The organism is Lyngbya aestuarii BL J, assembly GCF_000478195.2.
GTDB lineage: Bacteria > Cyanobacteriota > Cyanobacteriia > Cyanobacteriales > Microcoleaceae > Capilliphycus > Capilliphycus aestuarii.
On record NZ_AUZM01000011.1, the window covers coordinates 1 to 22,832 of the forward strand.

Sequence of the window (22,832 nt, forward strand, 5' to 3'; positions counted from 1 at the left end):
CTCATGGGTCTAACCGTTGAGTGGCATAACTCTAATTCAATAAATTAAGACAGTCGTTTGATATAATTAAAACGCACGTTTAAAAAAATTGCAAGGATCGCAATAGATTTTTGTTTGAATGAACAGATCTGCGTACTATAGAATAAAGACCAACGTTTAACCCAAAATGAGTCGTGTTCCTTCCACCGAGCCGAAAACCGATACTAAAGAACAAATTCTCAATGCTGCCGAACGTCAATTTGCACTTTTTGGCTTTGCGGGTGCTTCATTACGAGCCGTGACACGAGATGCAAATGTGAATTTAGCCGCAGTTCACTATCATTTTGGATCAAAAGAGGAACTCTTTAAGGCAGTTGTGCAGCGGGTTGCCGAACCTATTGTCCGAGAACAAATGCGGCATTTAGATGAGTTAGAAAATTTTGATCCTAACCCTTCAGTTGTAGATATTGTTCAAGCATTTGTTGCCCGACCATTAGAGATGATTTTGAAACAACGGGGAGAATCTTGCTATGTTCATGCTCAATTTGTAGGGCGATGTCGTACAGAACCCCGTCCAATTCAAGAACTAGCTGAAGTAGAATTTAACCCTAGCCATCAACGTTTCTTGGAACTCATACACAAGGCTCTACCCCATCAATCTTTTACAGAATTAGAGTGGAAACTAGATTTAATTGTGGCAATGATTGTTCGAGTTTTAAAACAAACTGAATATTCTGATCCCTTATCAGAAAAATCTGATCAAGAGATTGATAATTTAATTCAACGCTTAGTCAGGTTTATCCTCTCTGGTATTAGTGCATAAGTTTTCACGCACTCAAATCATACCAAGTATTTTTGTGAAATCTTCCCAGGGCGTTCACTGAAAACGTCTTTTTTTATTGACTTTTATTGGACTTGTTGACAAACTCACAACTCATTAGGAGAGTTCCACCATTGAGATGGATGACAACCCAAAGGCGCGTTTAAGCTATAGTCGAGATCTTCACACCGCAACCATTGATCATTTTTTCGCCATCCTAACTTTTTACCCCATTGTGCGACTAATTTTTGATTTTCTTCGATAGTGGCTTCGCGATCGCCCCCACAACTTTTATAAATTTAGAGTTGTACACTAAACCCAAACCGACCTTGACTGTATTTAACCCACAAGTTATCAATCACAGGTCAAGAATTGCACGGGAATTTTTGAATTTCTTCTGGTCTTAATTCCCCTAAACGGTTATGACCAGCGATCGCCATAATTAAATTAATAGTCTCAATATCTGCATTAAACCATTGTTTTTCTTCTAGATAATTTCGCAATTTACTGTAACGGTTGACATCCGAAACCAGCATCAAGTTTTCTTCTATCTGTTCAATTTTTGCCGAAAAATTTAAAACATTTTCAAGCTAACTTTCCAGTTATTTAACTTGGTTTGACAGTTGATTTAGTTGATCCTCAAAAGACTGAGAATTAGAATTTTCGTTGACAAGAGTCATAACTTAGAGGATTAGATAGAAAATCAATAAGATCTATTTATTTTATTAAATTATAATCAATCATAAACATCCAAAATGATTACATCTCTACAAATTGAAAGTGTATTTTTCTGAGCTTAACTAAGAATCTGACGACTCCGATTGAGGAGTCACATTTTCTTTGACTTCAACTTGTTTTTGTTGTTTGCGTTCCTTGGTTTCTCTGAGGGCTTCTGCTTTTAACTTCTTAGAAGCTTTCAAGAATCCTGGGGCTTCTTCAGTGGGTTCATTCAACTGTTCAACAAATCCAAAGACATCCCGCCCCGGAAGAAACTTAGCCTTGACTTGAACAAAATAAGTTTGACCTTGCTGGTCTTTTTCTAATCTCGGATTGAATCTAAACGGCTTTACAGGTGAATCTCTCCAGAGTAAAGGCACATGAGAAGCTTTCATAAATTTGACTTTTTTAGCGGCTTCTGCTTCTTTAATCCAAGCTAATCTATCTTGAGAAAAGTTACGCATCACCGTGATACAAGGGGTTCTACAAACCGGAATAAATTGCCATAATCCTGAGAATTTGAATTCAAAATCATTTAACTCTGTATTCAGTGGACTTGATGAAGCGCCATGCCCCACAAATCCGACTAATTGAAAAGCCACTTGATGAGGTTGATCTCGACTTGGAAAGTGCAGTATTTTTGGATAGACGATTAACTTTTGAGTGGTATTCCCTGTCGTTTCAATTTCTTTTTTAAGGGCATCATAAGCCTTCCGACGTCTATTCGGAATATAAAAGAGTCGATACTCTTTATCCCCTAACATGACCGTTGAACGTTCTTCGGTTAATGTTACTACACCACTGATAATACCAATTCCTTGAAAATAACGTTGGGACTCTCCGGATTCTGATTGTTCAGTCTCCGTTTGAGCATCAGTATCTTTAACTTCTTGATGATCAGAAGACTCCGGTTCAGATTTCAAGTCTTCATTGACTGTTTCAGGCGTTAATTTTTCTTGCCTGTTCGTCGGAGAAATAGTTTCAACTTTTTTAATTTTTGAAGGTTTAACAGATAACGGTTTGGGTGGGGAAACGGGAGAGGACGAAGAAGTTCGTTTTGGTTTAGGAATTAGTGAAGGTTGAATTTGTTCTTGTGGGGGTTCAGTTGACTCTGCGTTCTCACTTAACTCAGATTGCAACTTCGCTAGCAAATCTTGATACATCGCTTTTTGCTTGGGATTTGTAGCTGTCTTGATTAACTTTTGAATTTTCTCGATTTGCTCTGACATTTTTAATTTAATTTTAGAGTTTGTTTGAGTTTATTAATTAAATTTAAAATTACAATCATTGAACCCACATTAATATTAAACTGAATTAGACCAATTTACTTCTCTAGATGGAGTTCTTACACATTTAACCACTGTAGCATATCATTTTTGCAGACCGTTTACATTCAGTTCAAAAATTTGCTCCGCCCACAAGGGTCATCTCTGTACTCTCATCTTATTGATTTTACCCTCTAACTGCACCTTTGAATTTTTTGGCGTGTCCCCACTGATCTGGAGTCTGAAACGACATCAACAGGATCATCTCGGGAAAAATCCCATAAATCTTTACAAAGGGGTAGAATATTGAGGGTTATGAGTGATCGGTTCCCAGTGCAATTGATCCGGGTTTAGAGTTTAAGTTTTGATCGAAGTGAATCAACTTAATCCGCTTAAAAAGGAATACTTTGAGAAGCTAAAATACGGGATGAGATTCATCCTCACGACAAAAGACATCAAGACTTAAGACAATCATTTGATTCCGCAGTCTAGACTTAACTTTTCTTTGAGATATAGAAGCTTGAAACCTTGTGTAGAAGGGAGAGAGAGGGATTTAAAACCTTGACACCCCTGGAACTCTGATTCTACCGTAACCTTATATCCCTCAGACTTGAACCTTGAAAATTGAGTGAGGGAAAAATCAGGGAAGATGTACAACCCGATGGTGACGGAAGTTAGGAGAATAATAAAAATAAAACCCTGTTGTCATTAAGGGTTTGAGTTGGGGTTGAATATGAGATTTGACAGAAATGAAGTTCTCCCATTATTGATCATAAAATCAATGAAGAAACAGTCCCTCGCCATTTTGTTAGAATAGTATCTCCCGATGGAAATGTAAGGGAAGGCGACAAAAACGGAGTAATTACCGTTAAGTAAGGACGGGCTAGGAGGGATTCGAACCCCCGACACCGTGGTCCGTAGCCACGTGCTCTAGTCCACTGAGCTACAAGCCCTGACGACTCTAAGATTTAAGATCACATTTGAAGTCACAGTTGACCGTTCAAACTGATCCTTAACTTATCGCCTGAGTCATTATAATAACACATTTTTGCAGCAATGACAAACAATTTCTCTCAAGATCCACAATCGTTAACCCACCTCAACGAGAGAGGAGAAGTGAATATGGTCGATGTCTCGGCCAAAGCCTCTACTCGTCGAGAAGCAGTTGCAGCGGGTCAAGTGCGGATGTCTCGCTCAACTTTTGAAACACTGGTCGCGGGTAACGCACCCAAAGGAGATGTGATCACAACCGCCAAACTCGCGGGAATTATGGCAGCTAAACAAACCGCTCAGTTAATTCCCTTGTGTCATCCCTTACCTTTGAGTAAAATCGATGTTCAACTCACCCCCTATCCCGAACTTCCGGGTTATCAAATTCGCGTTCAAGTCGTCACCACTTCAGAAACCGGAGTCGAAATGGAAGCGCTAACTGCGGTGTCTGTCACAGCGTTAACCCTCTATGACATGGCAAAAGCCCTAGAAAAATCAATGCAAATAGAATGTATTCGCCTGGTGAGTAAAACGGGGGGAAAATCGGGAGACTATTACAGTCTGTCAGAAGAAAAATAGCAAAATAGTTCTCAGCTAACATTTGCTGTGAATTTTTTGTGAATAAATATAATAAATAAATGTTCGGGAAAAACAGATCTCGCTTAAAATGAAGATACATAGAATTGCTCAGGAGTGAAAGGAATGCCTCCCCGTTGGCCTCGACAACCCGACCGTAAAGATCCTGCTTATAGACGCTTAGATGACCGCATGAACTTTGCTGTTCATGTAGCATTTTTTGCACTGTGCAATTCCGGTTTATGGTTTTTTCAAAAAATTCAAGCGGCAACATGGCCCTGGGCAGTTTGGGTAACAGTAGCTTGGCTACTTGTCCTGGGGATGCACGGAATTTACATTTTTGCGATCGCGGACTATTCTTCTGTTCGACAAAATCAACCCAATTAGAGATACATTATCTAAAATAAGGGGGAATGGCTGGAGCGAAAGCTCTTAAACTTATTGTGTCAGTAATACTCAAAAATTAAGCTATGGCTACTACACAAGAAATCGAAAAACTAGCTTCTGAAATTGGCGAAAATATTTATATTGACGTTGCTAAATGGCATCTTTTGTTATCAGATGCTCATCTGCATACATCAGTTGCCGAACAGCTTTATCCTTTACTCGAAGATCAAAATTTAGAAGCCGATCAAATCAACAAAGTTTTGCAAGGAATTTCTGTTCCTTTAGGGGGCGGCAAAATGACAGCATCACTGGCAGATTTGATCCCAACATCAGTGCAAAGCGATCTACTCAAAATCTTAGAAGAATATCAGCGTCAGATGTAAATTCTGAATTTGATATTGACCCACATTATTAGCCTCAACAGCACAAACAAATGGAAAACTACAGACAGGCTAGGAAAAATCACATGAAACGAAACTTAGGAATTGTCAGTGTTATTGCAACTGCGAGTCTCCTCAGTATTATTGCACCCACAACGGCTCAATATCGTCCAGATCGTCCCACCTTTTTCAGTGATGGAGATCGGGAACTTGAACAAGAAATTAACCGCATTGATCACCCCTCAAAACAACATTCCGAACCCGTTCTTTCCTTTGAACAAGCTCAAAAACCGAGCGAAGAAATTACCCAACTGCCGGGAAATATCATCGTAGCAATGCCAGGATCTTTTCGAGGAGAACGCCGGGAAATTTTGGATACATCAGACGGAAAACTTGAATTCACGGTATTAGCGACTCGTCAAAGTGATTCCAAGTTTACGGTTGCTTATTCGATCCCTTTAAACTCGACTCGTTTAGGTGAACCTCAAGCCTTATTTAACCAAATTAGAGACAGTTATATTAAAGGTAGACCTGTAGAATTAGTTGGAGAACGCAATATTGCGCTACAACGTTATCCGGGTCGAGAAATTAATTTATCCAGCTTCCTGGAAAATCACCAGTTTAGAGTTTACCTCGTCCAACAACGAGTTTATGTTTTAGGAGTGAGTAAAGCCAAAGACGGAGGCTCGACACAAGATATTAGCCAATTTTTTAATTCCTTTCAACTTCGCGCTCAGTAAAGGTCAACAGAAAGGATTAAAATTAAGGTAAGCTAGACTCGGTTAAAATCTAGCTTTGTTTGAATCTGACACCCAATGAGAAAAAAACTGGCTCAAATTGCACTGAGTTTAGCTTGATCTATTTTTTTCCTTTACCCAGTTTTGGGGCGACCGTATTAGAAGAGATCAAAACTACAGGCATTCTCAAAGCCGGAGTCAGGCAGGATGCTGCGCCACTCGGCTATCGTTCCGCTAAAGGAGAATGGGAAGGATATTGCTTCGAGCTAATCGAATTGCTCGCTAACCGACTGCAAAAACAACTAAATTTAAGCCAACCGATTAAGATAGAATATATAAAGTCCACGCTGGAAAATCGCGAACAGATCGTCAGGGATAAAACTGTTCACTTAGAATGTAGCCCCAATACCGTCACTCGTACACCCCAATCCGGGATCGTTTACTCAGATCGATTTTTAATTACAGGTGTGTATCTGTTAGTACGACCGGATAATAAAGGCTATATTAACCCATCAGGTGCAGCGCGAAAATATTTCCATCGGTGTGCTTCCGGCTTCTTTAACCCAAAAGTTTATTACCAGTCGATATTCTCTTGCTCAACCCATTGAGTATCCGGGAACTTCAGGGCGAGAAGCCGCAGTTCAAGATGTTCTCAGGGGCAAAATTAATGCTGCACGCCAGTGACGGACTTTTATTAGTCGGAGAAGTTTTGAGACAGCCAGAAGTCAGCAAAGCAGATTACGCACTCGTTCCCTCTGAACCCCTCACCTGTGAATTTTATGGGATGATTTTGCCCGAAGGAGATATTGCTTGGCTCAATACCATCAATTCTCTGATTTTAGTTCAGGAAAGTGTAGAGATCCTCACGCAATTGTACGGCAATGATTCGGCCTATGTTCAAACCACAGAAGCCGCCATCAAAAAATGTATGCCCTAAACAATCACCCGTGACTTCCTCCTGAATTAATCACCCCGAAGGTGTAGAGGCAATTTAGGGAATAAATTAGATAAATTCGCTAATCTTGATATGGGAGCCAATCGGATTCTTCTGCCTTTAATCAAAACGGTCAACTCAACGGCGTGGCATCGAAATCTGGCTTCCCCTCCCTTAGCTTAACAACAAATAGCGGATTGGACATGATGACTCAGGAGTTCCATATCTCTGTTACCCCCGTTGGGAATAATGAATACTTGGTGCGAACTGAAGAAGTTGCATCCGGTGTCCCTTTAGCAGAAGAACAGGTTAGTTGGCCAGTAGAGACCTGGCTAGGTTACACTCGTCAATTAATGCAAGACCCCATACTCGGGGTTCTCCAGGGACAAACCCTAACTCGATATCGTACCCGAGGAGTAAGTACCGCCTCCAACTCGGCGTTATCCCCAGAATCAAGCATAATTAGTTTAGTCGAACTCGGACGCCAACTGTATAACGGTTTGTTTCAAGGAACAATGCGGGAAAGTTGGACTTGCGCCCAAGCCATTGCTCAAAATCGACGTGAGTTTCTACACTTGCGTTTAGGAGTTAAGGGAAAGCACTTAGGCAGTTTACCCTGGGAAGTCTTGTATGCCGGAGATCGCCCCCTGGGAACTGGCCCTGATGTGGGATTTTCACGGTATCAACCGGGTGTTGTTTCTCCGAACTACTCCCATATCCTCACCTCTAATCAACCCCTCAAAATTTTAGTTGCGATTTCCGCTCCCAACGATCAAGAAAGCCTCCAACTCAAACGAGAAGTTCTGCATCTGCAAGAAGAACTGCAACGCGATACTCAACGCAGTTCTGAGCGTAGCCGACCTCGCCCTGAAATTCAACTGACCATTCTCGAACAACCCGACGGTCATCAACTCACCCAAGCCCTCGAACAAGGTCAATATCAAGTCTTCCACTACGCCGGACACAGTAACTTAGGAGTCTCAGGCGGTGAACTGTATCTCGTCAGCAGTCGTACTGGATTAACTGAAACCCTCAGTGGTGATGATTTAGCCGGATTACTCGTCAATAATGGTGTACAAATGGCGGTGTTAAACTCCTGTCGGGGGGCTTATGCTCATGGTTCCCATTCCGACGAAGAAACCGCCCAACTCAATCTCGCCGAAAGCCTGGTCAGACGCGGAATTCCCGGTGTGTTAGCTATGGCTGAACGTATCCCTGATGAAGTCGCACTGACACTGACTCGCTTACTCTACCGAAATCTCAATCAAGGTCATCCCATTGATATTAGTTTGAGTCGGGCGCGACAGGGATTAGTTTCTGCTTATGGGTCACACCAACTCTATTGGGGTTTGCCGATTTTATATCTGCATCGCAAGTTTGATGGCTATTTGACGGCCGATTCTGCTGAACCTCAGACTGTTAAGGCGATATCTCCGTCTCTGTTTGCCCCCATTTCGACTCAGAATTGGGGAGAGTCTAGTCTTCGGGCGATTGAGAAAGAAACAGAAAAAAAGCAAACTGAAAACCTTGAATTTGCCTTTTCTAAAGCAGAAATTGATCCATTTCTCAAAGATATTGAGTATGTCGATGATTTAGCCGAAGAAGATGAAGATCTCGAATTTATTGGTGATGCTTTACGTCAGTTAAAAAGTTCTCAACCTTCTTCTTCACTAGGTGGCAAAAAAAGCAATCAGAAGTTTGTTGAGAAACAAGACCCAATTTCTGAAGCAAAAATCACTCGGTCTAATCGTTCTCCACTTCCTCAAAGCAAAACAAATACAACCGTTCAGGTTCTGTCTGCAAAGCTGCTCAACCTCAACGCTTTTAAGTCTTGGCTACCTTTAGCGTTGCTGTTAATTCCGATGAGTTTAGGTGTAGGATTGTTTTACAGTAGTATTCTTCAGTTCGGGAAATCTGAGCCAGAAATTGCCTTATCTAAACCGACAAAACCTAACTCCACATCCCCCAACTTACCCTCTGAACAACCCCTTGATTTAAGTGCAGCCAAGACCGATTATGTATTGGGAATTGCAGTCGAACAGTTTTATCAAGAAAATCTTTTAGCTGGAGTCGAAGCCACAACAGAATTACTCAATCGCGGTGCAATTACCGAAGCCAAAGCGGCTTTAGCTGCGGTATCGGTTCGAGATAGTGACAAGCCTGAAATTAACTTTCTTTGGGGTCGGTTAATGTGGCAAGCGATTAATCAAGGTAGTGCAGATTATATGATGGATGATGTGCGACGCTATTGGGAAAGGGCTGTGCAGCAACGTCCTGATTCTTTAGAGTACCGCAATGCTTTAGGATTTGCTTATTATTCTGAAGGAAGACTCGATCAAGCGTATCAAACTTGGTTGCAAGTTTTAGATTTAGAAGAACCCACATTTAATGAACAAACCGTTCAACAAAAACTTGCTCAACTCCAAGATACGAATAAACCGCAAATTTTAACGGCTTATGCAGGGTTAGGGTTAGTTTTGATGAAATCTACAGCCGAGTTACCGCGCCCAGAACAAGCTATACGTTTGAGTAAAGCGGTGAAATTCTGTAATAAAGTTTTGAGCGAAGCCCCCGAAGAATTTAAACCTCATTTATTAAGTCAAAATTGGCTCTGGACAAATGCGATTATTCGAGATTGGCGTTTGTTAATGCGACAACAAAACTAATCCTCAATTCTAATTATTCAGTTAAACGGAGAAGAAAAGTAAACCTGTTGCAGAGAGTAACCAAGATATACTAATTATCCCATAAACCAATTTTTTTAAGGTTTGATCAGAAGGTAAAGAATTAAAACACTTTACCCATAAACTTTTAATAAATTGACCTTGCTGCTGTTGTTTTTCTGAAGGTTCACCCCGCAGTTTATTTTCAATATTCGTTAACAAACACGTTCCTTGATTAAATTGCCACTGTAAAATCATGGCGGGAACAAAGATGACATGAATGATTCTCCACAATTGACTGGGAATGATCCATCCAAATAGCACAAAAAATAAAATCAAAAAATGAAGGCATTTTGTTAAAAAGATTAGAATATTTTTCCAATTCATCAGAAAAGATATTAACGTTACGCTAAGGCAGTAGAACATTTAAAGTGATGCTACTTACTCTAGCAAGATTTGACAAGGAAATCGGTGTTTATACGGTGATCTCGATTACTTTTTTACAAATCAGGTAACATTGCTATATCTACTTAATTGATAGAGTTCACAGTTTTGTTAATTCAAGTTCAAATTGAACTGGAAAAGTTTGATAATGCTTGGTAAGTTTCGCAGAGATCATATAGAAAATACTGAAAAATAAAATACTGAAAAGTCATTAATAAAGATTATTTGATTAACCCTGAATATAAGTTTGGAGGTAACACCTTTGCTAAACAGATGTACTCCCAAACCCCTTTCCCTTTAACTTTCAATTGTCAGGTGAAACTTTTACACAAAATCAAAGTATCCCGATGGAACGAAAAAGACCTCGCTACCTTCTGGTAAGTCAAGATTAGCTGTTGCAGCGTCTGCCATGGCTGAATCGCTGAAACCAGAAAGTCGCGGCATAGCAGGAGAGGCAGGAGCTTCCATCAAAAACACTTGTTCTGTAATCAGAGAGAAATCCGGTTCAACTTCCTCAACAGGGATAAAGGCACTGTCCCCAGAGATTCGAGCATCCATCTCTGCGATCATCTCTATGAGCAGTTGCTCAGTGAAACCACTCTCACCAGGAACGTAGTTATCCAGTTGTTCCTGGAAAAACGCCCTTCCCTCTAAAAGGCCAGTCAGAATATCTACCTCTGGTTCAGGTGATTCAACCGGGTCAGGAGCTTGCTCAATTGGAGTTGCACTGATAAACGAACCTATAGACTTTAGTAGCAACGGAATGTTGTCGATGTCGCCACCAGCATTTTGCATGACATCATATTCACCTTCTTCCCACCAGGAGGTTCTGAACAACAGGTCATCCCCTTGTCGGGCGAATTCAATAATGTATGGCTCCTCTAGTGTTGCTTCACTCTCGCTTAATGCAAAAGAGCTAGTGCTAGCAGAAGCAGGTGATGGTGGTGGAGGGCCGTCGAATACAATCTCATCTCCCTCACTAATGTTTCGATCCCCAATTCTTCCAAGCTCTGCGGCTTCAATAAAGAATGTATCAGCACCGGAATTTCCAGTGTAATTATCAGTCCCTGCATTTCCGGCCAGGTAGTCATTACCGGAGCCGCCCGTTAAAATGTCATCACCATTGCCACCTTCAAGACGGTCGGCATCGTTGTCTCCAAAAAGGAGATCATTTTGATCGCCTCCTTGAACAGTGTCAAACCCAGAGCCACCGTACATCTCATCCTGTCCGCTGTTGCCAAATAAAAGATCATTGTTGGCGTTACCGAACAAATCATCGGCTTCTGAACCACCGTCAATTCGGTCGTTGCCATTGTCACCAAAGAGAAAGTCAAATCCTGCATTACCAAATAGACTGTCATTGTCCATCCCACCATTGATGGTGTCATTTCCTCCATTTCCTGAAAGGAAATCGTTTCCGGCGAAACCTAAGATACTGTCCGCCCCAGATGTACCCGAATAATTATCGGGGCCGGGTGTGCCGTTATAAATCGCCATTGTTGTTTTCTCCTTGAAATGGCGTGGTTGAATTTCCACAAGCAAAAGTATAACAGCAAAAATTACAATGGCAATACATCTAAAGAAAGTTTTTTTTATATTAAGGTTAAGGCTTGATTACTTATTCTTGGTGTAACTAAACTGAGTTAAACTATTCTTTGGTGAGTTGGCAAATGAACAAATAAATGCTAGAGATAATCCCATTTACATCAAGTTAATTTGAATTATCAAAACGCTATATATAGGGTATTCAGTGATTTTTGTAAAGGCAAGTTTAAGACGCGATCGCTTATTTTATGTGCAGCTAAACTGAGTTAAACTATTCTTTGATGAGTTTACTTATGGAAAAATAAATGTTAGAAGTCATCCCAATAGCGGCAGGACAGATTCAAGTTCCTTTACCGGGTGGAGGGTCAATAAGCATAACCCCGGATGGAACACCAGGATTCGGAAGGTCTGTGGAGCTAAGAGGGTCGGGGATTTTCATTGGGACAGCATTACTAGATCAAATCGTAGTGACTGATGACGGGGCAAAGACCATCTTTGGTCTAGAGGATGGAGATAGCTTTTATATTTCCGGATCGGGGGCTGTAGTCTTTGGTAATGCTGGAGACGATGTATTTACAGGTGGAGATGGAGATAGCACCCTTTATGGGGGTCACGGAGATGAGCGTATTGCAGGCGGCCCCGGTAATGATTTGATATTTGGGGAACTGGGTTCAGAAAGATTGGATGGTGAAGCCGGAAGTGATACCCTATTGGGCGGAATGGATGGCGACATTATTCGTGATAGGGGTGGTACAGAAGGTGATGAGAATTTTCTTTATGGAGGTCAGGGAGATGATCGGATTGAAAGCGAGAATGGTAATGATCGCCTCTGGGGAGACATAGGAGATGATGGCTTGACCGCCGGAACCGGAAGCGATACTTTAACAGGCGGCTCCGGGTTTGACATTTTGACAGGAAACGATTTCTCCAGTTTTTCACCTGACCAGGCTCAGGACTTTTTTGCTCTGGAAATCACTGGTCAGTTTGATCTAATTACTGACTTTGAGGATGGTGTTGATCGTTTGATACTTCCGGTGGGCGTCTCGTTTGAAGATTTGGCGATCGCTCAAGTGGGAGAAGATGCAGCCGCTTTGGATGCGCTAGGATCTTTCTTGTTAAATGAACCAACTGATATCCTTATTCGTTTGGCAAATTCAGGGGAGGTTCTAAGCGTTCTGAATGGCAATGGAACCGGGCTGACTGTTGACCTGATTTCAGCAGAGGATTTTATTGATATAAATTTTTAAGAACTGAGAGCGATCGCCTAAATCCTTGTTGATCCCAATTGGGGTTTGTATAGCAGCGTGATGATGAATGATTCTCCACAATTGACCGGGAATTATCCATCCAAACAACACAAAAAATAAAATCAAAAAATGAAGGCATTTCATTAAAAAGATTAAAATAATTTTCCAATTCATTCGCAGAGATATTAAGGTTACGCTAAGGCAGTATAGCAAGAATTTGATAGGGGAATCAGTGTTTATACTGAGAAAGTTTCAATTTTCCTTTTGGAAAACTTTTCAAAGTTCAGTAATTCTCCCGTAGATATTTTAGTTTTTTTAATTTAATCTTGAGATTAGATTTCCTTACCCTTTGTCTGATGAAAGATCAAATTAATTCAATTCTCAATGGCCTTCTTCCCAGCCTGACTCAAAATATTTCTACAGCCGCTCAAACGGTACAAGATGGAGTTTCCACTCTGCTTACCCCTGGTGCTGGTTTAATCAATAAAGGAAATGGTGAAATTAGCCAAAATCCCCAAGCGTTTGGATTTGCTTTTGAACATTTACAAGCAATCGGTTTTAATATTAATGCTGCACTTCAAAATTCCGAGGCTCGGGCTTATCAAATTCCGGCTGATGGAACGACGAAATATAGCCCCGATATTTATATTGATCAAGTTGGAGAAGTAATCGCTCAAATTCAAGCCAAAGCCGGGGCAAGTAAATATGTTGAAAAACAGGCAAACTCCGGTCATTATCAAGGTCAAATCCTCACCAATTTAGAAAATAAAGGGGTGAATAACACCACAATTGTTATCGAGGTTGATGGGATTAAAAGTTTTCCCGTCAGTCAAGATTTTGCTGTTTGGGTGGCTGAAAATCCCTATCTCGCCGCTGAAGTCATGCAAACGGCGGCATGGGTTGGAGAAATAGGTTGTGCAGGTGTTGAAGGTGCGGCAATTAATGCAGCAATTAATATTTTATTGCAATCAATTAAAACTTTAGGCGCTTATTGTCGGGGAGAACAAGAACTCGCCGCTTCAGAACTTGATAAAATATTGTCCGTTACTATTGATGGTTTAAAAACGGGTTTGATACGGGGAGTCGCTATTAAATTATTACAAAAACTAATGAAAGGCAATCCATTTGCAGCATTAGGATTTACAATAAGTGCAGAGGTTTTTCCGGTTTTAATTGAGGTTTTACAGGATAAAATTACTCTAGAAGGTGCGATTAATAAAGTCGGTTTACGTGTCTTGACATCGGGTTTAATTACAACTGTTATTCTTCTTTTCCCTCCGGTTGGCACGGCATTATTGAGTGTATCTATTTTGCAAGCAATTTGGCAGGAAATCGACCCCGAATGGCAGAAATTTATCATAACAACCGCTCAAACAACTGTTAACGCAACTTACAAAGGAGTGGAAGCTGGAGTTAAACATATTAATCAAAATCCTTGGGATTTGTTAGGAAGTTCGGCTGCATCTTCGGCTGCATCGACGGCGGAAATGCAAGCGTTACAAAATGAGCTAGATATGCTTTTAGAATAATAAAAATTCAAGTTTAATAAAAAAAGGAGAACAATGAATAATTTTAAACTCGGACAAATTGTGAAACAAAATTACGGTGCGATCGCACATTATGCAATTGTCATCGCAGAAAATCGAACTGTGGGTTGGGTGAACAATTCAACCTTAGAAGTGAAACCCATCACAGAAGAAGGATGGAGTTTAGTTAAAGTTAAAGGAGAAGTTTTTGATTTTGATACAATTAAACAAAACATTAAATCGTTCAAAATAGCTGTAGAAGAAGGAAATATTCGCTCCTATCATCCCACAGAATTTAACTGCGAACATTGGGCGACTTTGATGGTGACGGGGAAGGCTTATTCTACTCAGTCGGGAACGGTTAAATTTGCCACTCCGACTATTATTGGAGGAGCCATGATCGGAGTGGGAACCTCGGCAGGAACGGTGGTAACAGTTGCCTCAACCTTGGGTGTTGCTGCGTCTACCGGAACAGCGATCGGCTCCCTGAGTGGTGCTGCGGCGACAAATGCGGCTTTAGCCTGGTTAGGCGGAGGAACGTTAGCATCTGGTGGGGGTGGTGTAGCAGCCGGAACAGCAATTGTGTCTGCGGTGTCTACGGGGGGAGCCGTTATTGCGATCGCAGGCGTAGGAATTATTGGAAAACAGGTTTGGGATAATCTCAGTGAAGAACAACGTCAAACCATTGTTGAAAAAATTAATAGTTCCGCACCCGATCAAGTTAAAGTTGCCTATGGGGTTACAACAGAGAAAGCAACTGAAATGTTTAATGTCGCCTCTGACTGGTTGGGAGAAAGAACTTCTCAAATTGCTAAAGCCGTTGATCAGGCGACTCCAAAACCCCTAAAAATTACTTTAAATCAGATTATTGCAGCCAGTCAAAATACCAGTCAAGCAGTTGAACAACAGGTTAATTCTGTGATGGAAGCAACTCAGAAGTGGGGAGAGGATGTGAAATCGGAAGCCAGCAAAAATTTAGAAAATACGGCAAATACTATAAGTTCAATATTTCCCGGATGGTTCAAAACAAATAGCGATCGCAATGGCTAATGATAGAATCACAGAGAAGTTGATCGTGAATACGATTCAGTTTTATTCCTCGATTCTACAAACAGTCAAAAGACTACAGATCATCAATATTACTAAAAATTTCTGTGTCTAAGTCCATTACAGATACAGTTTGTTTAAACTCGGATTCTGCGATGGGTTGCACAAAAGCAGTATTCGCCCTAACAAAACAATTTGCAGGCGTACCATCACTCTTATTTTTAATAAAAATCCAGGGGTTTAAATTCTCATCAAACGTTACCACAAACCCCGCATAAGTCCGTTGGGCTTGAAAAATATCATCTTTCTTTAAGGTAGTTACAACAGGCCAACTGCCAATTTCAGGATAACCTGGATTATCGAGACTCCAAACTTCTTTAATCGAAAATTGACCCATCCGACAGTTTAAACCTTCCGGATCTGGATCGACAACCTGCCAATACAAATGATTCAAATTGCCGCTATAATCTCCCATCTCATTCGGTTGAGGTAAAGAATTAGCTGCTAAAACAGGAGAATTTACCCAACATAAAATCAGTCCCAAAATCAATCCAATTAAACCTCTGATTAATGATACTCTCTTAAACATAATCAACCTCACCGAATTATAAAATTAAACGAGTTTATTTTCTGCTTCTGTATTGTACCTTAGAAACAGAACAAACTTGAGAAAAATTCTATCAGAGGTCAACCATGAGTGATCAATTTCCAGAAAACTTTATCTGGGGCGCGGCGACTGCATCCTATCAAATTGAAGGTGCAGCCCTAACAGATGGACGTTTACCGAGTGTTTGGGATACCTTCAGCGCGACACCGGGACGAGTATTAAATGGAGATACTGGAGAAGTCGCCTGCGATCATTATCATCACTACGAAACCGATATTCAACTGATGGCAAAACTCGGGGTTAAACATTATCGCTTTAGTATTGCTTGGCCTCGTATTATTCCCAACGGACGAGGAGAAATTAATCAAGCCGGAATAGACTTTTATAAACGCCTTGTAGACTGCTTACTCCAACACGAAATTACTCCTCATGCAACTTTATTTCATTGGGATACTCCTCAAGCTTTAGAAGACTTATATGGGTCTTGGCGGAGTCGAGAAATGGCACAAGATTTTGCAGACTATGTTAGCGCTGTTGTGAGTCGATTAGGTGATCGAATTACTCACTGGATTACAATTAATGAAATCCCCTGTTTTACCCATCTTAGTTATGCGGTAAATAGTGATCCACCTCATGCGCCCGGAACTCGTGTAAATCGCCTCAAAGACATTTGGCAAACTTCTCATCATGCGTTACTCGCCCACGGTTTAGGGGTGCAAGCTATTCGCGCGGCTTCTCCCGTTGCGTGTTCGGTGGCGTTGGTGGATAATTGGGCGGTAACGGTTCCTATTATAGAATCATCTGAACATATTTTAGCGGCAAAAAAAGCCTTTCATCTTTGCGGACAAAATGGCGGAATTATTTTTCCGGCTTTAACGGGAAATTATAGTTCGATTTTGTTAGAACTTTTAGGTGAAAATGCACCGGATATTCAACCGAAAGATTTAGAAATCATTCATCAACCTTTAGATTGTTTGGGGTTTAATGTTTATTCAGCGACTTATGTTCGGGCGGCGAATAATAAATTGGGTTTTGAATTTTTAGGCTTACCCAAAGGTTATCCTCGGATGAATATGCCTTGGTTAAATATTGTCCCCGAATCGATTTACTGGGGAATTCGCCACATTAGCGAAACGTTAAACCAGCCTAATTTACCGATATTAATTACCGAAAATGGATGCGCCGCCCAAGATGAACTGAACCCACAAGGAGAAGTGATTGATAGCGATCGCATTTTCTATTTACGTCAACATTTTAATTCCGCTTATCGGGCGGTTTCAGAAGGATATCCTTTACAGGGGTATTTTGTTTGGAGTTTTATGGATAATTTTGAATGGGCGTGGGGTTATGATCGCAGGTTTGGTTTAGTTTATATTGATTATCCTACACAACGTCGTATTCCAAAAATGAGTTTTAATTGGTATGCTGAATGTATTCGTCAAAATCGAGTTGTTTAGCTTTTGATTTGACTTTGCCTGAGTTGATTAATACAGTGGAGATAGTTAGGAATTGGTTCTTCTGCAATCCGACAGGCTTCAGTATCAACGTTAATTAAATCGTCCCCCCAAAACACTTTTCCGAACTCAATCGATTTTCCTTTATCGGGTTTCCAGTCACGACTAATAAATTTGCGATCGCCATCTACAACCGCCCCATCAAATAAATGTCCAATACAAAAATAAACATCTTGCAAAATCAACGGAACTGAGGGACGATGTAACTGTCCTCGTGAGTTGGGACTTCTGGCTTTATATTTGCTACGAGGAAATAACCCATAAAGGTTTTTAAGCGAAGCAGAAATTAACGGTTCTCCTTTGAGGTGAGTTCGTTTGAGGGCGCCTATACTGATGCGACAGTCTACTTCTTGAAGAATCGCTGGGGCGTACATCGAGGGGAAGCGTACAGGTTGAGGGGAAAGGTTCGGGTACTCGATCAATGGGAGTTGATCGGCGTCTAAGAGTTGAATTCTATCTGTAAACAAATCAGACAAACCATTACGATCAATAATCTCATGCAGCGATACGGGTGAACAAACTCCCTCAACCACGAAGATTTCTGCTGTGGGGTTGAACTCCCTCAGTGTGTTTAACACTCGACCTAAAACCCCTCGACTAATGGTTACAGGTGGGCCGACGGGATACCCTAAATTGGGCTTAACCAAAATCCGTTTTGCGTCTCTGGCGGTTTGGGGAGGTTGATAAACAAAACTCTCAGTCGTCTCCACGTGGACAGTATGATCTCTCATTGGATAGATTTACAATAGCTTTACAAATAATTAAAAGATTATAAAGATTGAATAAAGCCTGTTTGATAGGATGTTATTCAGTGATTATACGCAACTTATCGTTAATTTAGGATTATAGTTAAAGTAAATAAAGCGAATTAAAGAGATCTACTACTTAAGTGTGATGGGGATCACCTAAAAAAGCGAGTACAATCACAAGCAGAAGATGTTTTCAGTCACGGTAGAGTCGGGAAGCATCAATAATACTTAAGATCGTAAAATTCCAATTCGGTTATGTACATCTTCTCTACTAGAGATTTAAGGGGAAATAAAAATGCTATCTACCAAACAAGCTCAATTAGTTCAGTTTTTACGCTTTGAATTGTCGATCCCTGCCGCTTCTATCGCAATGGCCCTGCGTCATCCCGAACAAGATTACGGTCAACTACCGATGATTTTGTGGCAATATGGCTTAATCAGCTTAGAACAGTTAGATCGGGTTTTTGACTGGTTAGAACGTTTTGGAACTTCTGTAGAAAGTCAACCCAAATTTAGCCGTGTAGATCCAGATAACGGATTACTCAATGAATCAGTCGATTTGTCTTCAGCCTCTTTCGTTGCTTAACTTTAAATAGAATGAATGTGAAAAAATGCTAAATCTTAGCGGGAATGAGGTAAAAGTCAAAAATTTAAAATGAGATCAAAAGCTTTAAATAATCTTCTTTTTATCTAAAAAGAAAGCCTACAAAATAATAAACATTAAAGATGAATAATGAGTTTGGATGAGGCTTACTTTGATATTGGAAATCAAGAATAATATTAAATAATCAGTTTAAATTTGTCTAAACTCCTCTTCTCCCTCTAAAATAGAACCAATCCTTCGTGATTCAGCCCAAATCTCCGTCTAATCAGGTTGCTCGCCTAAAAAGAAGGATAACTTCAGATTAAACTGAAAGAAAAAGATGGGGCTGAAGGCATTACCAATGTTATGAACTTTGAAGAGGCACTCACGATAACAGATGCTGTCGTTTTTGAAAAGACAGGTAAACACCTGAGTGATGCTCAACGGGCTGTCGTTCAGGGAACTTGGTATCGTCAAAAATATCACGAAATTGCCTTATCCTATCGCTGTACTCCCGAATATCTCAAGCAAGACGTTGGCCCCAAACTATGGCGTCTACTCTCTGATGTATTTAGAGAAAAAGTCAGTAAAACCAATTTTCGGACTGTTCTGGAACGACAGATCAACCTTGTTGAACCCATTCTTCAGTCTTCCTTCGCTTCTCACCCTCCATCGCTGAATCTTGATCTTCAGAAATCATCTCTACAGGTGGACTGGGGAGAAGCCACCAATGTTTCATTTTTTTATGGTCGTTCCCAAGAACTATTCCAACTCGAACAATGGATAGTGACTCAGAGATTTCGGGTTGTCGCTATTTTAGGAATGGGTGGAATCGGGAAAACCTCTTTATCAGTACAACTCACTCAAAAAATCAAGTCTGACTTTGAATATGTGATTTGGCGAAGTCTTCGGAATGCTCCTCCATTATCCGAAATTTTAACTGAAATTATTCAATTTTTATCCGATAAACAGTATATTAATTTATCCTCTGATGTTCATCGCCAAATTTCTCAATTGATTGACTTAATGCGACAATCTCGCTGCTTAATTATTTTAGATAATGCCGAGTCAATCTTACAAGAAGGGGATCGAGTTGGACGCTATTGTGAAGGCTACGAAAGTTATGGTGAACTGATTAAACGCTTAGGAGAAACTCGTCATCAAAGTTGTCTACTTTTGACCAGTCGAGAAAAGCCTCGTGAAATCGCTGCATTAGAAGGAAAATCTCTCGATGTTCACTCCATCCAATTAACGGGATTAACAACCGAAGACTGTCAAGCTTTAATTCAAGCGAAAGGAGTTTCAGCCTCAACCCAACAATGGGATCAGTTAATTCAACGCTACGCCGGAAATCCTCTGGCGATTAAAATTGTCACCACTACAATTGATGATCTTTTTGGGGGAGAAGTTGCCGAATTTCTCGAACAAATTCAACAAGGAACGGCTATCTTTGGAGATATTCGAGATTTACTCGAACAACAACTCGGACGCTTATCGGAGTTAGAACTTGAAATCATGTATTGGCTGGCGATTAATCGAGAACCTATTTCTCTAGCCGAACTCCGAAAAGATATACTCTCGGTTGTTTCTCCGACAGAAGCTATTGAATCATTAGAATCTCTCAAGCGGCGATCGCTAATTGAAAAAAGTTCTCGGGGCTTTACCCAACAACCTGTAGTCATGGAATACATGATTGAACAGTTTATTGAACAAATTTTTCGAGAAATTCAATCAGAAAATATAGATCTTTTAAATCGATATGCCTTGATTAAATCTCAAACTAAAGATTACATTCGAGAAAGCCAAACTCGTGTGATTCTCAACCCGATTATTCAACGCATTTTAGAACGTTATTCCCTGCTTAAAGAACTACAAAAAAAAATTCATCGCTTATTAGTAAAACTCAGAAATGAGGTTTCAGAAAAATCTGGATATGCGGGCGGAAATCTAATTAATCTCTGTCATCAATTACACTTAGATTTAGTTAACTATGACTTTTCTAATTTAGCGATTTGGCAAGCTTATCTTCAAGATGTCAACTTACAAAATGTTGACTTTTCTGGTGCAGATTTATCTCGTTCTATCTTTGCAGAAACGTTAGGAAATACCCTGACCGTTGCTTTGGGGCCACAGAATACTTTAGCCACGGGAGATGCGGATGGAAAAATTTTGCTTTGGAATAGTGAAGACGGTCAAAAATTGCTCGTCTTTCAAGGAAAAACAAAAGGGGTTAAATCGATTGTTTTTAGTCCAGAAGGTGACTTGATCGCCAGTGGAAGCGATGATCAAACCGTGAGAATTTGGAAAGTAAGTACAGGCGAATGTCTAGATCGTTGGAGTGGGCATCAAGAAACGATTAAATGTGTGAATTTTAGTCCAGATAGTCAGATGCTAGCCAGTGGCAGCGATGACCGAACAGTAAGGGTTTGGGATGTCAATTCAGGGGGCTGTTTACAGGTGATGACTGGACATCGTGAAGGAATTAGAACTGTAATTTTTAGTCCAGATAATAGCATAGTGGCGAGTAGTAGCGATGATCAAACTGTGAGATTATGGTCAATTCAGACGGGTGAATGTTTACGAACCTTTACCGGAAACTCGACTTGGAATTGGACGGTTGCTTTCATCGAAGAAGTGGCTAAACATCCCCAACTCAAAAACGGACATTGTAAGAATTCAACTCCAGTTTTACCCGAGTTTTACCCTTCAGAAATTTCCTGGATCGCGAGTAGTTGCGATGAGAATACGGTGCGTTTGTGGGATATTGAATCGGGTCAATGTTTCCAAAGTTTAGAAGGTCATCTTGATTCAGTTTGGGCGGTTGCATTTAGTCGAGATGGTCAACTTTTAGCCAGTAGTAGTGATGATCAAACCGTGAAAGTTTGGCAGACGAAAACCGGGACTTGTCTGAAAACCTTGAAAGGATTTGAAAGTCAAGTGTGTTCTGTGGCGTTTAGTCACGATGATCAAATTCTCGCCACCGGAAGTCAAGAACAGATGGTTCAACTCTGGGATATCGCCACAGGTCAACGGTTAAGAACCCTGCGAGGACATAAACATCAAGTGTGGTCATTTGTTCTGAGTCCCGATGGGAACACCCTCGCCACGGGGAGTGATGATCACCGAGTTCGATTGTGGGATATTCACGCAGGTCGATGTATTAAGCGGTTTAGCGGACATTCTGACTGGGTGTGGTCTGTTTGCTTTAGTCCGAATGGTCGGATGTTAGCGAGTGGAAGTTATGACAGTACCGTGAAGTTGTGGGATACCTACACTGGAGAAGCTTTAAAAACATTACATGGCCATAGCGATCGCATTGAGACGGTGGTTTTTAGTGGCGATGGGAAAATGTTGGCCAGTGCGAGTGATGATCAAACGGTGCGAGTTTGGGATGTCCAAACGGGGGAATGTCTACACACTTTAACTGGACATAGCCGTTGGGTGGGAGTTGTGGCGTTTAGTCCCGATGGACAAATTTTAGCCAGTGGAAGTCATGATCATAGTCTGAAATTGTGGGACATCCAGACGGGGAAATGTCTTCAGACCCTAGAAGAACACTTTCAGAGAATTGATTTGTTGGCTTTTAGTCCTGATGGCCAAAGTTTAGCCAGTGCTAGCCATGATCGTACCGTCAAGGTGTGGGATGTCTGCACGGGAAAATGCCAAAACAGTCGGTTCGTTGAAAGTGAACATCTTCAAGCTTTAATGTTTTGGGTTGAGGGTCAACTTTGGGTCGGTGGCAGTAATGAGGGTGAAGTGCGATTGTGGGATGTCAAGACTGGAGAATGTGTTAGGATGTTTGCTGATCACGATAGTCCGGTTTGGTCGATTGATCTCAATCCTCAGACCCAGACTTTAGCGAGTGGTAGCTGTGATCAAGCCATTCGGATTTGGGATCTCAAAACAGGCGAATGTTTGCAAATTCTCAGGACAGACAAGCCTTATCACGGCATGAATATTACCGGAGTGACCGGAATTACCACGGCTCAAAAGTCAACCCTGAAAGCTTTAGGCGCAATCAATCTTAACAGTAGTGATTAGTTAAACCAGAAATATTGCTTTTGCTGCTTTACTCTAAATTGTCCCATCTTTCCAACTCCCTTTACTGAATCTTTACAATTA

19 protein-coding genes, 1 tRNA gene and 1 pseudogene are annotated in these 22,832 nt (G+C 40.9%); 14 read left to right on the top strand and 7 right to left on the bottom strand.

Annotated elements, in window-relative coordinates; all coding sequences use genetic code 11:
• The first annotated feature begins 166 nt into the window (after positions 1–166).
• Positions 167–802, top strand: a complete 636-nt coding sequence (locus tag M595_RS06780; RefSeq protein WP_023065389.1) for a TetR/AcrR family transcriptional regulator — start codon at positions 167–169, stop codon at positions 800–802.
• Positions 803–906: 104 nt separating this feature from the next.
• Here M595_RS06780 and M595_RS32160 read toward each other — a convergent pair.
• The 3 genes and pseudogenes from M595_RS32160 to M595_RS06795 form a co-directional block, all read right to left on the bottom strand.
• A pseudogene (locus M595_RS32160) lies at positions 907–1,335 on the bottom strand (GUN4 domain-containing protein).
• A gap of 264 nt (positions 1,336–1,599) precedes the next feature.
• Positions 1,600–2,745 (bottom strand): hypothetical protein, encoded by a 1,146-nt coding sequence (locus M595_RS06790; RefSeq protein ID WP_023065416.1) that lies wholly within the window; start codon positions 2,743–2,745, stop codon positions 1,600–1,602.
• A 915-nt stretch (positions 2,746–3,660) separates the two neighbouring features.
• A tRNA-Arg gene (locus M595_RS06795) sits at positions 3,661–3,734 on the bottom strand.
• A gap of 103 nt (positions 3,735–3,837) precedes the next feature.
• On the opposite strand from M595_RS06795, the gene moaC reads away from it, so the two are divergent.
• From moaC to M595_RS06825, 7 genes are all read left to right on the top strand, one after another.
• A complete protein-coding gene (gene moaC, locus M595_RS06800) occupies positions 3,838–4,350 on the top strand; it encodes a cyclic pyranopterin monophosphate synthase MoaC (RefSeq protein WP_040483711.1) in 513 nt (170 codons plus the stop codon).
• Positions 4,351–4,473: 123 nt separating this feature from the next.
• Complete coding sequence (locus tag M595_RS06805; protein WP_023065436.1) at positions 4,474–4,734, top strand: 2TM domain-containing protein; 261 nt, start codon at positions 4,474–4,476, stop codon at positions 4,732–4,734.
• An 83-nt stretch (positions 4,735–4,817) separates the two neighbouring features.
• Positions 4,818–5,117, top strand: a complete 300-nt coding sequence (locus tag M595_RS06810) for a DUF3181 family protein (RefSeq protein WP_023065456.1) — start codon at positions 4,818–4,820, stop codon at positions 5,115–5,117.
• 83 nt (positions 5,118–5,200) lie between these two features.
• A complete protein-coding gene (locus tag M595_RS06815; RefSeq protein ID WP_023065474.1) occupies positions 5,201–5,854 on the top strand; it encodes a hypothetical protein in 654 nt (217 codons plus the stop codon).
• Positions 5,855–5,967: 113 nt separating this feature from the next.
• A complete protein-coding gene (locus M595_RS32165; protein ID WP_023065448.1) occupies positions 5,968–6,459 on the top strand; it encodes a transporter substrate-binding domain-containing protein in 492 nt (163 codons plus the stop codon).
• Between the two features lie 59 nt (positions 6,460–6,518).
• Positions 6,519–6,788: a type 2 periplasmic-binding domain-containing protein gene (locus M595_RS32170; RefSeq protein WP_238987034.1), complete on the top strand. Its 270-nt coding sequence runs from the start codon at positions 6,519–6,521 to the stop codon at positions 6,786–6,788.
• Between the two features lie 203 nt (positions 6,789–6,991).
• The gene (locus tag M595_RS06825; protein ID WP_040483712.1) at positions 6,992–9,451 is read left to right on the top strand and encodes a CHAT domain-containing protein; all 2,460 of its coding nucleotides are present in this window, start codon (positions 6,992–6,994) and stop codon (positions 9,449–9,451) included.
• 21 nt (positions 9,452–9,472) lie between these two features.
• On the opposite strand, the gene M595_RS06830 is transcribed toward M595_RS06825, so the two are convergent.
• Both M595_RS06830 and M595_RS06835 read right to left on the bottom strand, forming a co-directional pair.
• Positions 9,473–9,835, bottom strand: a complete 363-nt coding sequence (locus tag M595_RS06830; protein WP_023065446.1) for a DUF2784 family protein — start codon at positions 9,833–9,835, stop codon at positions 9,473–9,475.
• 381 nt (positions 9,836–10,216) lie between these two features.
• Positions 10,217–11,389 (bottom strand): calcium-binding protein, encoded by a 1,173-nt coding sequence (locus M595_RS06835; protein ID WP_023065406.1) that lies wholly within the window; start codon positions 11,387–11,389, stop codon positions 10,217–10,219.
• A gap of 353 nt (positions 11,390–11,742) precedes the next feature.
• On the opposite strand from M595_RS06835, the gene M595_RS06840 reads away from it, so the two are divergent.
• The 3 genes from M595_RS06840 to M595_RS31540 all read left to right on the top strand — a co-directional run bounded on the left by M595_RS06840 (position 11,743) and on the right by M595_RS31540 (position 15,260).
• Positions 11,743–12,684, top strand: a complete 942-nt coding sequence (locus M595_RS06840) for a calcium-binding protein (RefSeq protein ID WP_023065468.1) — start codon at positions 11,743–11,745, stop codon at positions 12,682–12,684.
• Positions 12,685–13,040: 356 nt separating this feature from the next.
• Positions 13,041–14,213 carry a hypothetical protein gene (locus M595_RS06845; protein ID WP_023065424.1) on the top strand — a complete coding sequence of 391 codons (1,173 nt, stop codon included), beginning with the start codon at positions 13,041–13,043 and terminating at the stop codon, positions 14,211–14,213.
• Between the two features lie 33 nt (positions 14,214–14,246).
• Positions 14,247–15,260: a hypothetical protein gene (locus M595_RS31540; protein WP_023065479.1), complete on the top strand. Its 1,014-nt coding sequence runs from the start codon at positions 14,247–14,249 to the stop codon at positions 15,258–15,260.
• Between the two features lie 73 nt (positions 15,261–15,333).
• On the opposite strand, the gene M595_RS06855 is transcribed toward M595_RS31540, so the two are convergent.
• Positions 15,334–15,846, bottom strand: a complete 513-nt coding sequence (locus M595_RS06855; RefSeq protein ID WP_023065399.1) for a hypothetical protein — start codon at positions 15,844–15,846, stop codon at positions 15,334–15,336.
• 104 nt (positions 15,847–15,950) lie between these two features.
• Between M595_RS06855 and M595_RS06860 the strand changes: the two genes are divergently transcribed.
• The gene (locus tag M595_RS06860; RefSeq protein ID WP_023065455.1) at positions 15,951–17,321 is read left to right on the top strand and encodes a GH1 family beta-glucosidase; all 1,371 of its coding nucleotides are present in this window, start codon (positions 15,951–15,953) and stop codon (positions 17,319–17,321) included.
• Here the strand turns inward: M595_RS06860 and M595_RS06865 are convergent.
• Positions 17,318–18,109, bottom strand: coding sequence for a DUF362 domain-containing protein (locus M595_RS06865; RefSeq protein WP_052001712.1), 792 nt, complete (start codon positions 18,107–18,109; stop codon positions 17,318–17,320). The two genes, M595_RS06860 and M595_RS06865, sit on opposite strands and share 4 nt — an antisense overlap.
• Before the next feature lie 313 nt (positions 18,110–18,422).
• Between M595_RS06865 and M595_RS32865 the strand changes: the two genes are divergently transcribed.
• Together M595_RS32865 and M595_RS06875 are read left to right on the top strand one after the other, a co-directional pair.
• Positions 18,423–18,713 carry a DUF2949 domain-containing protein gene (locus M595_RS32865; protein ID WP_023065423.1) on the top strand — a complete coding sequence of 97 codons (291 nt, stop codon included), beginning with the start codon at positions 18,423–18,425 and terminating at the stop codon, positions 18,711–18,713.
• Positions 18,714–19,076: 363 nt separating this feature from the next.
• Positions 19,077–22,751, top strand: coding sequence for a WD40 domain-containing protein (locus M595_RS06875; RefSeq protein WP_023065463.1), 3,675 nt, complete (start codon positions 19,077–19,079; stop codon positions 22,749–22,751).
• Positions 22,752–22,832 lie beyond the last annotated feature (81 nt).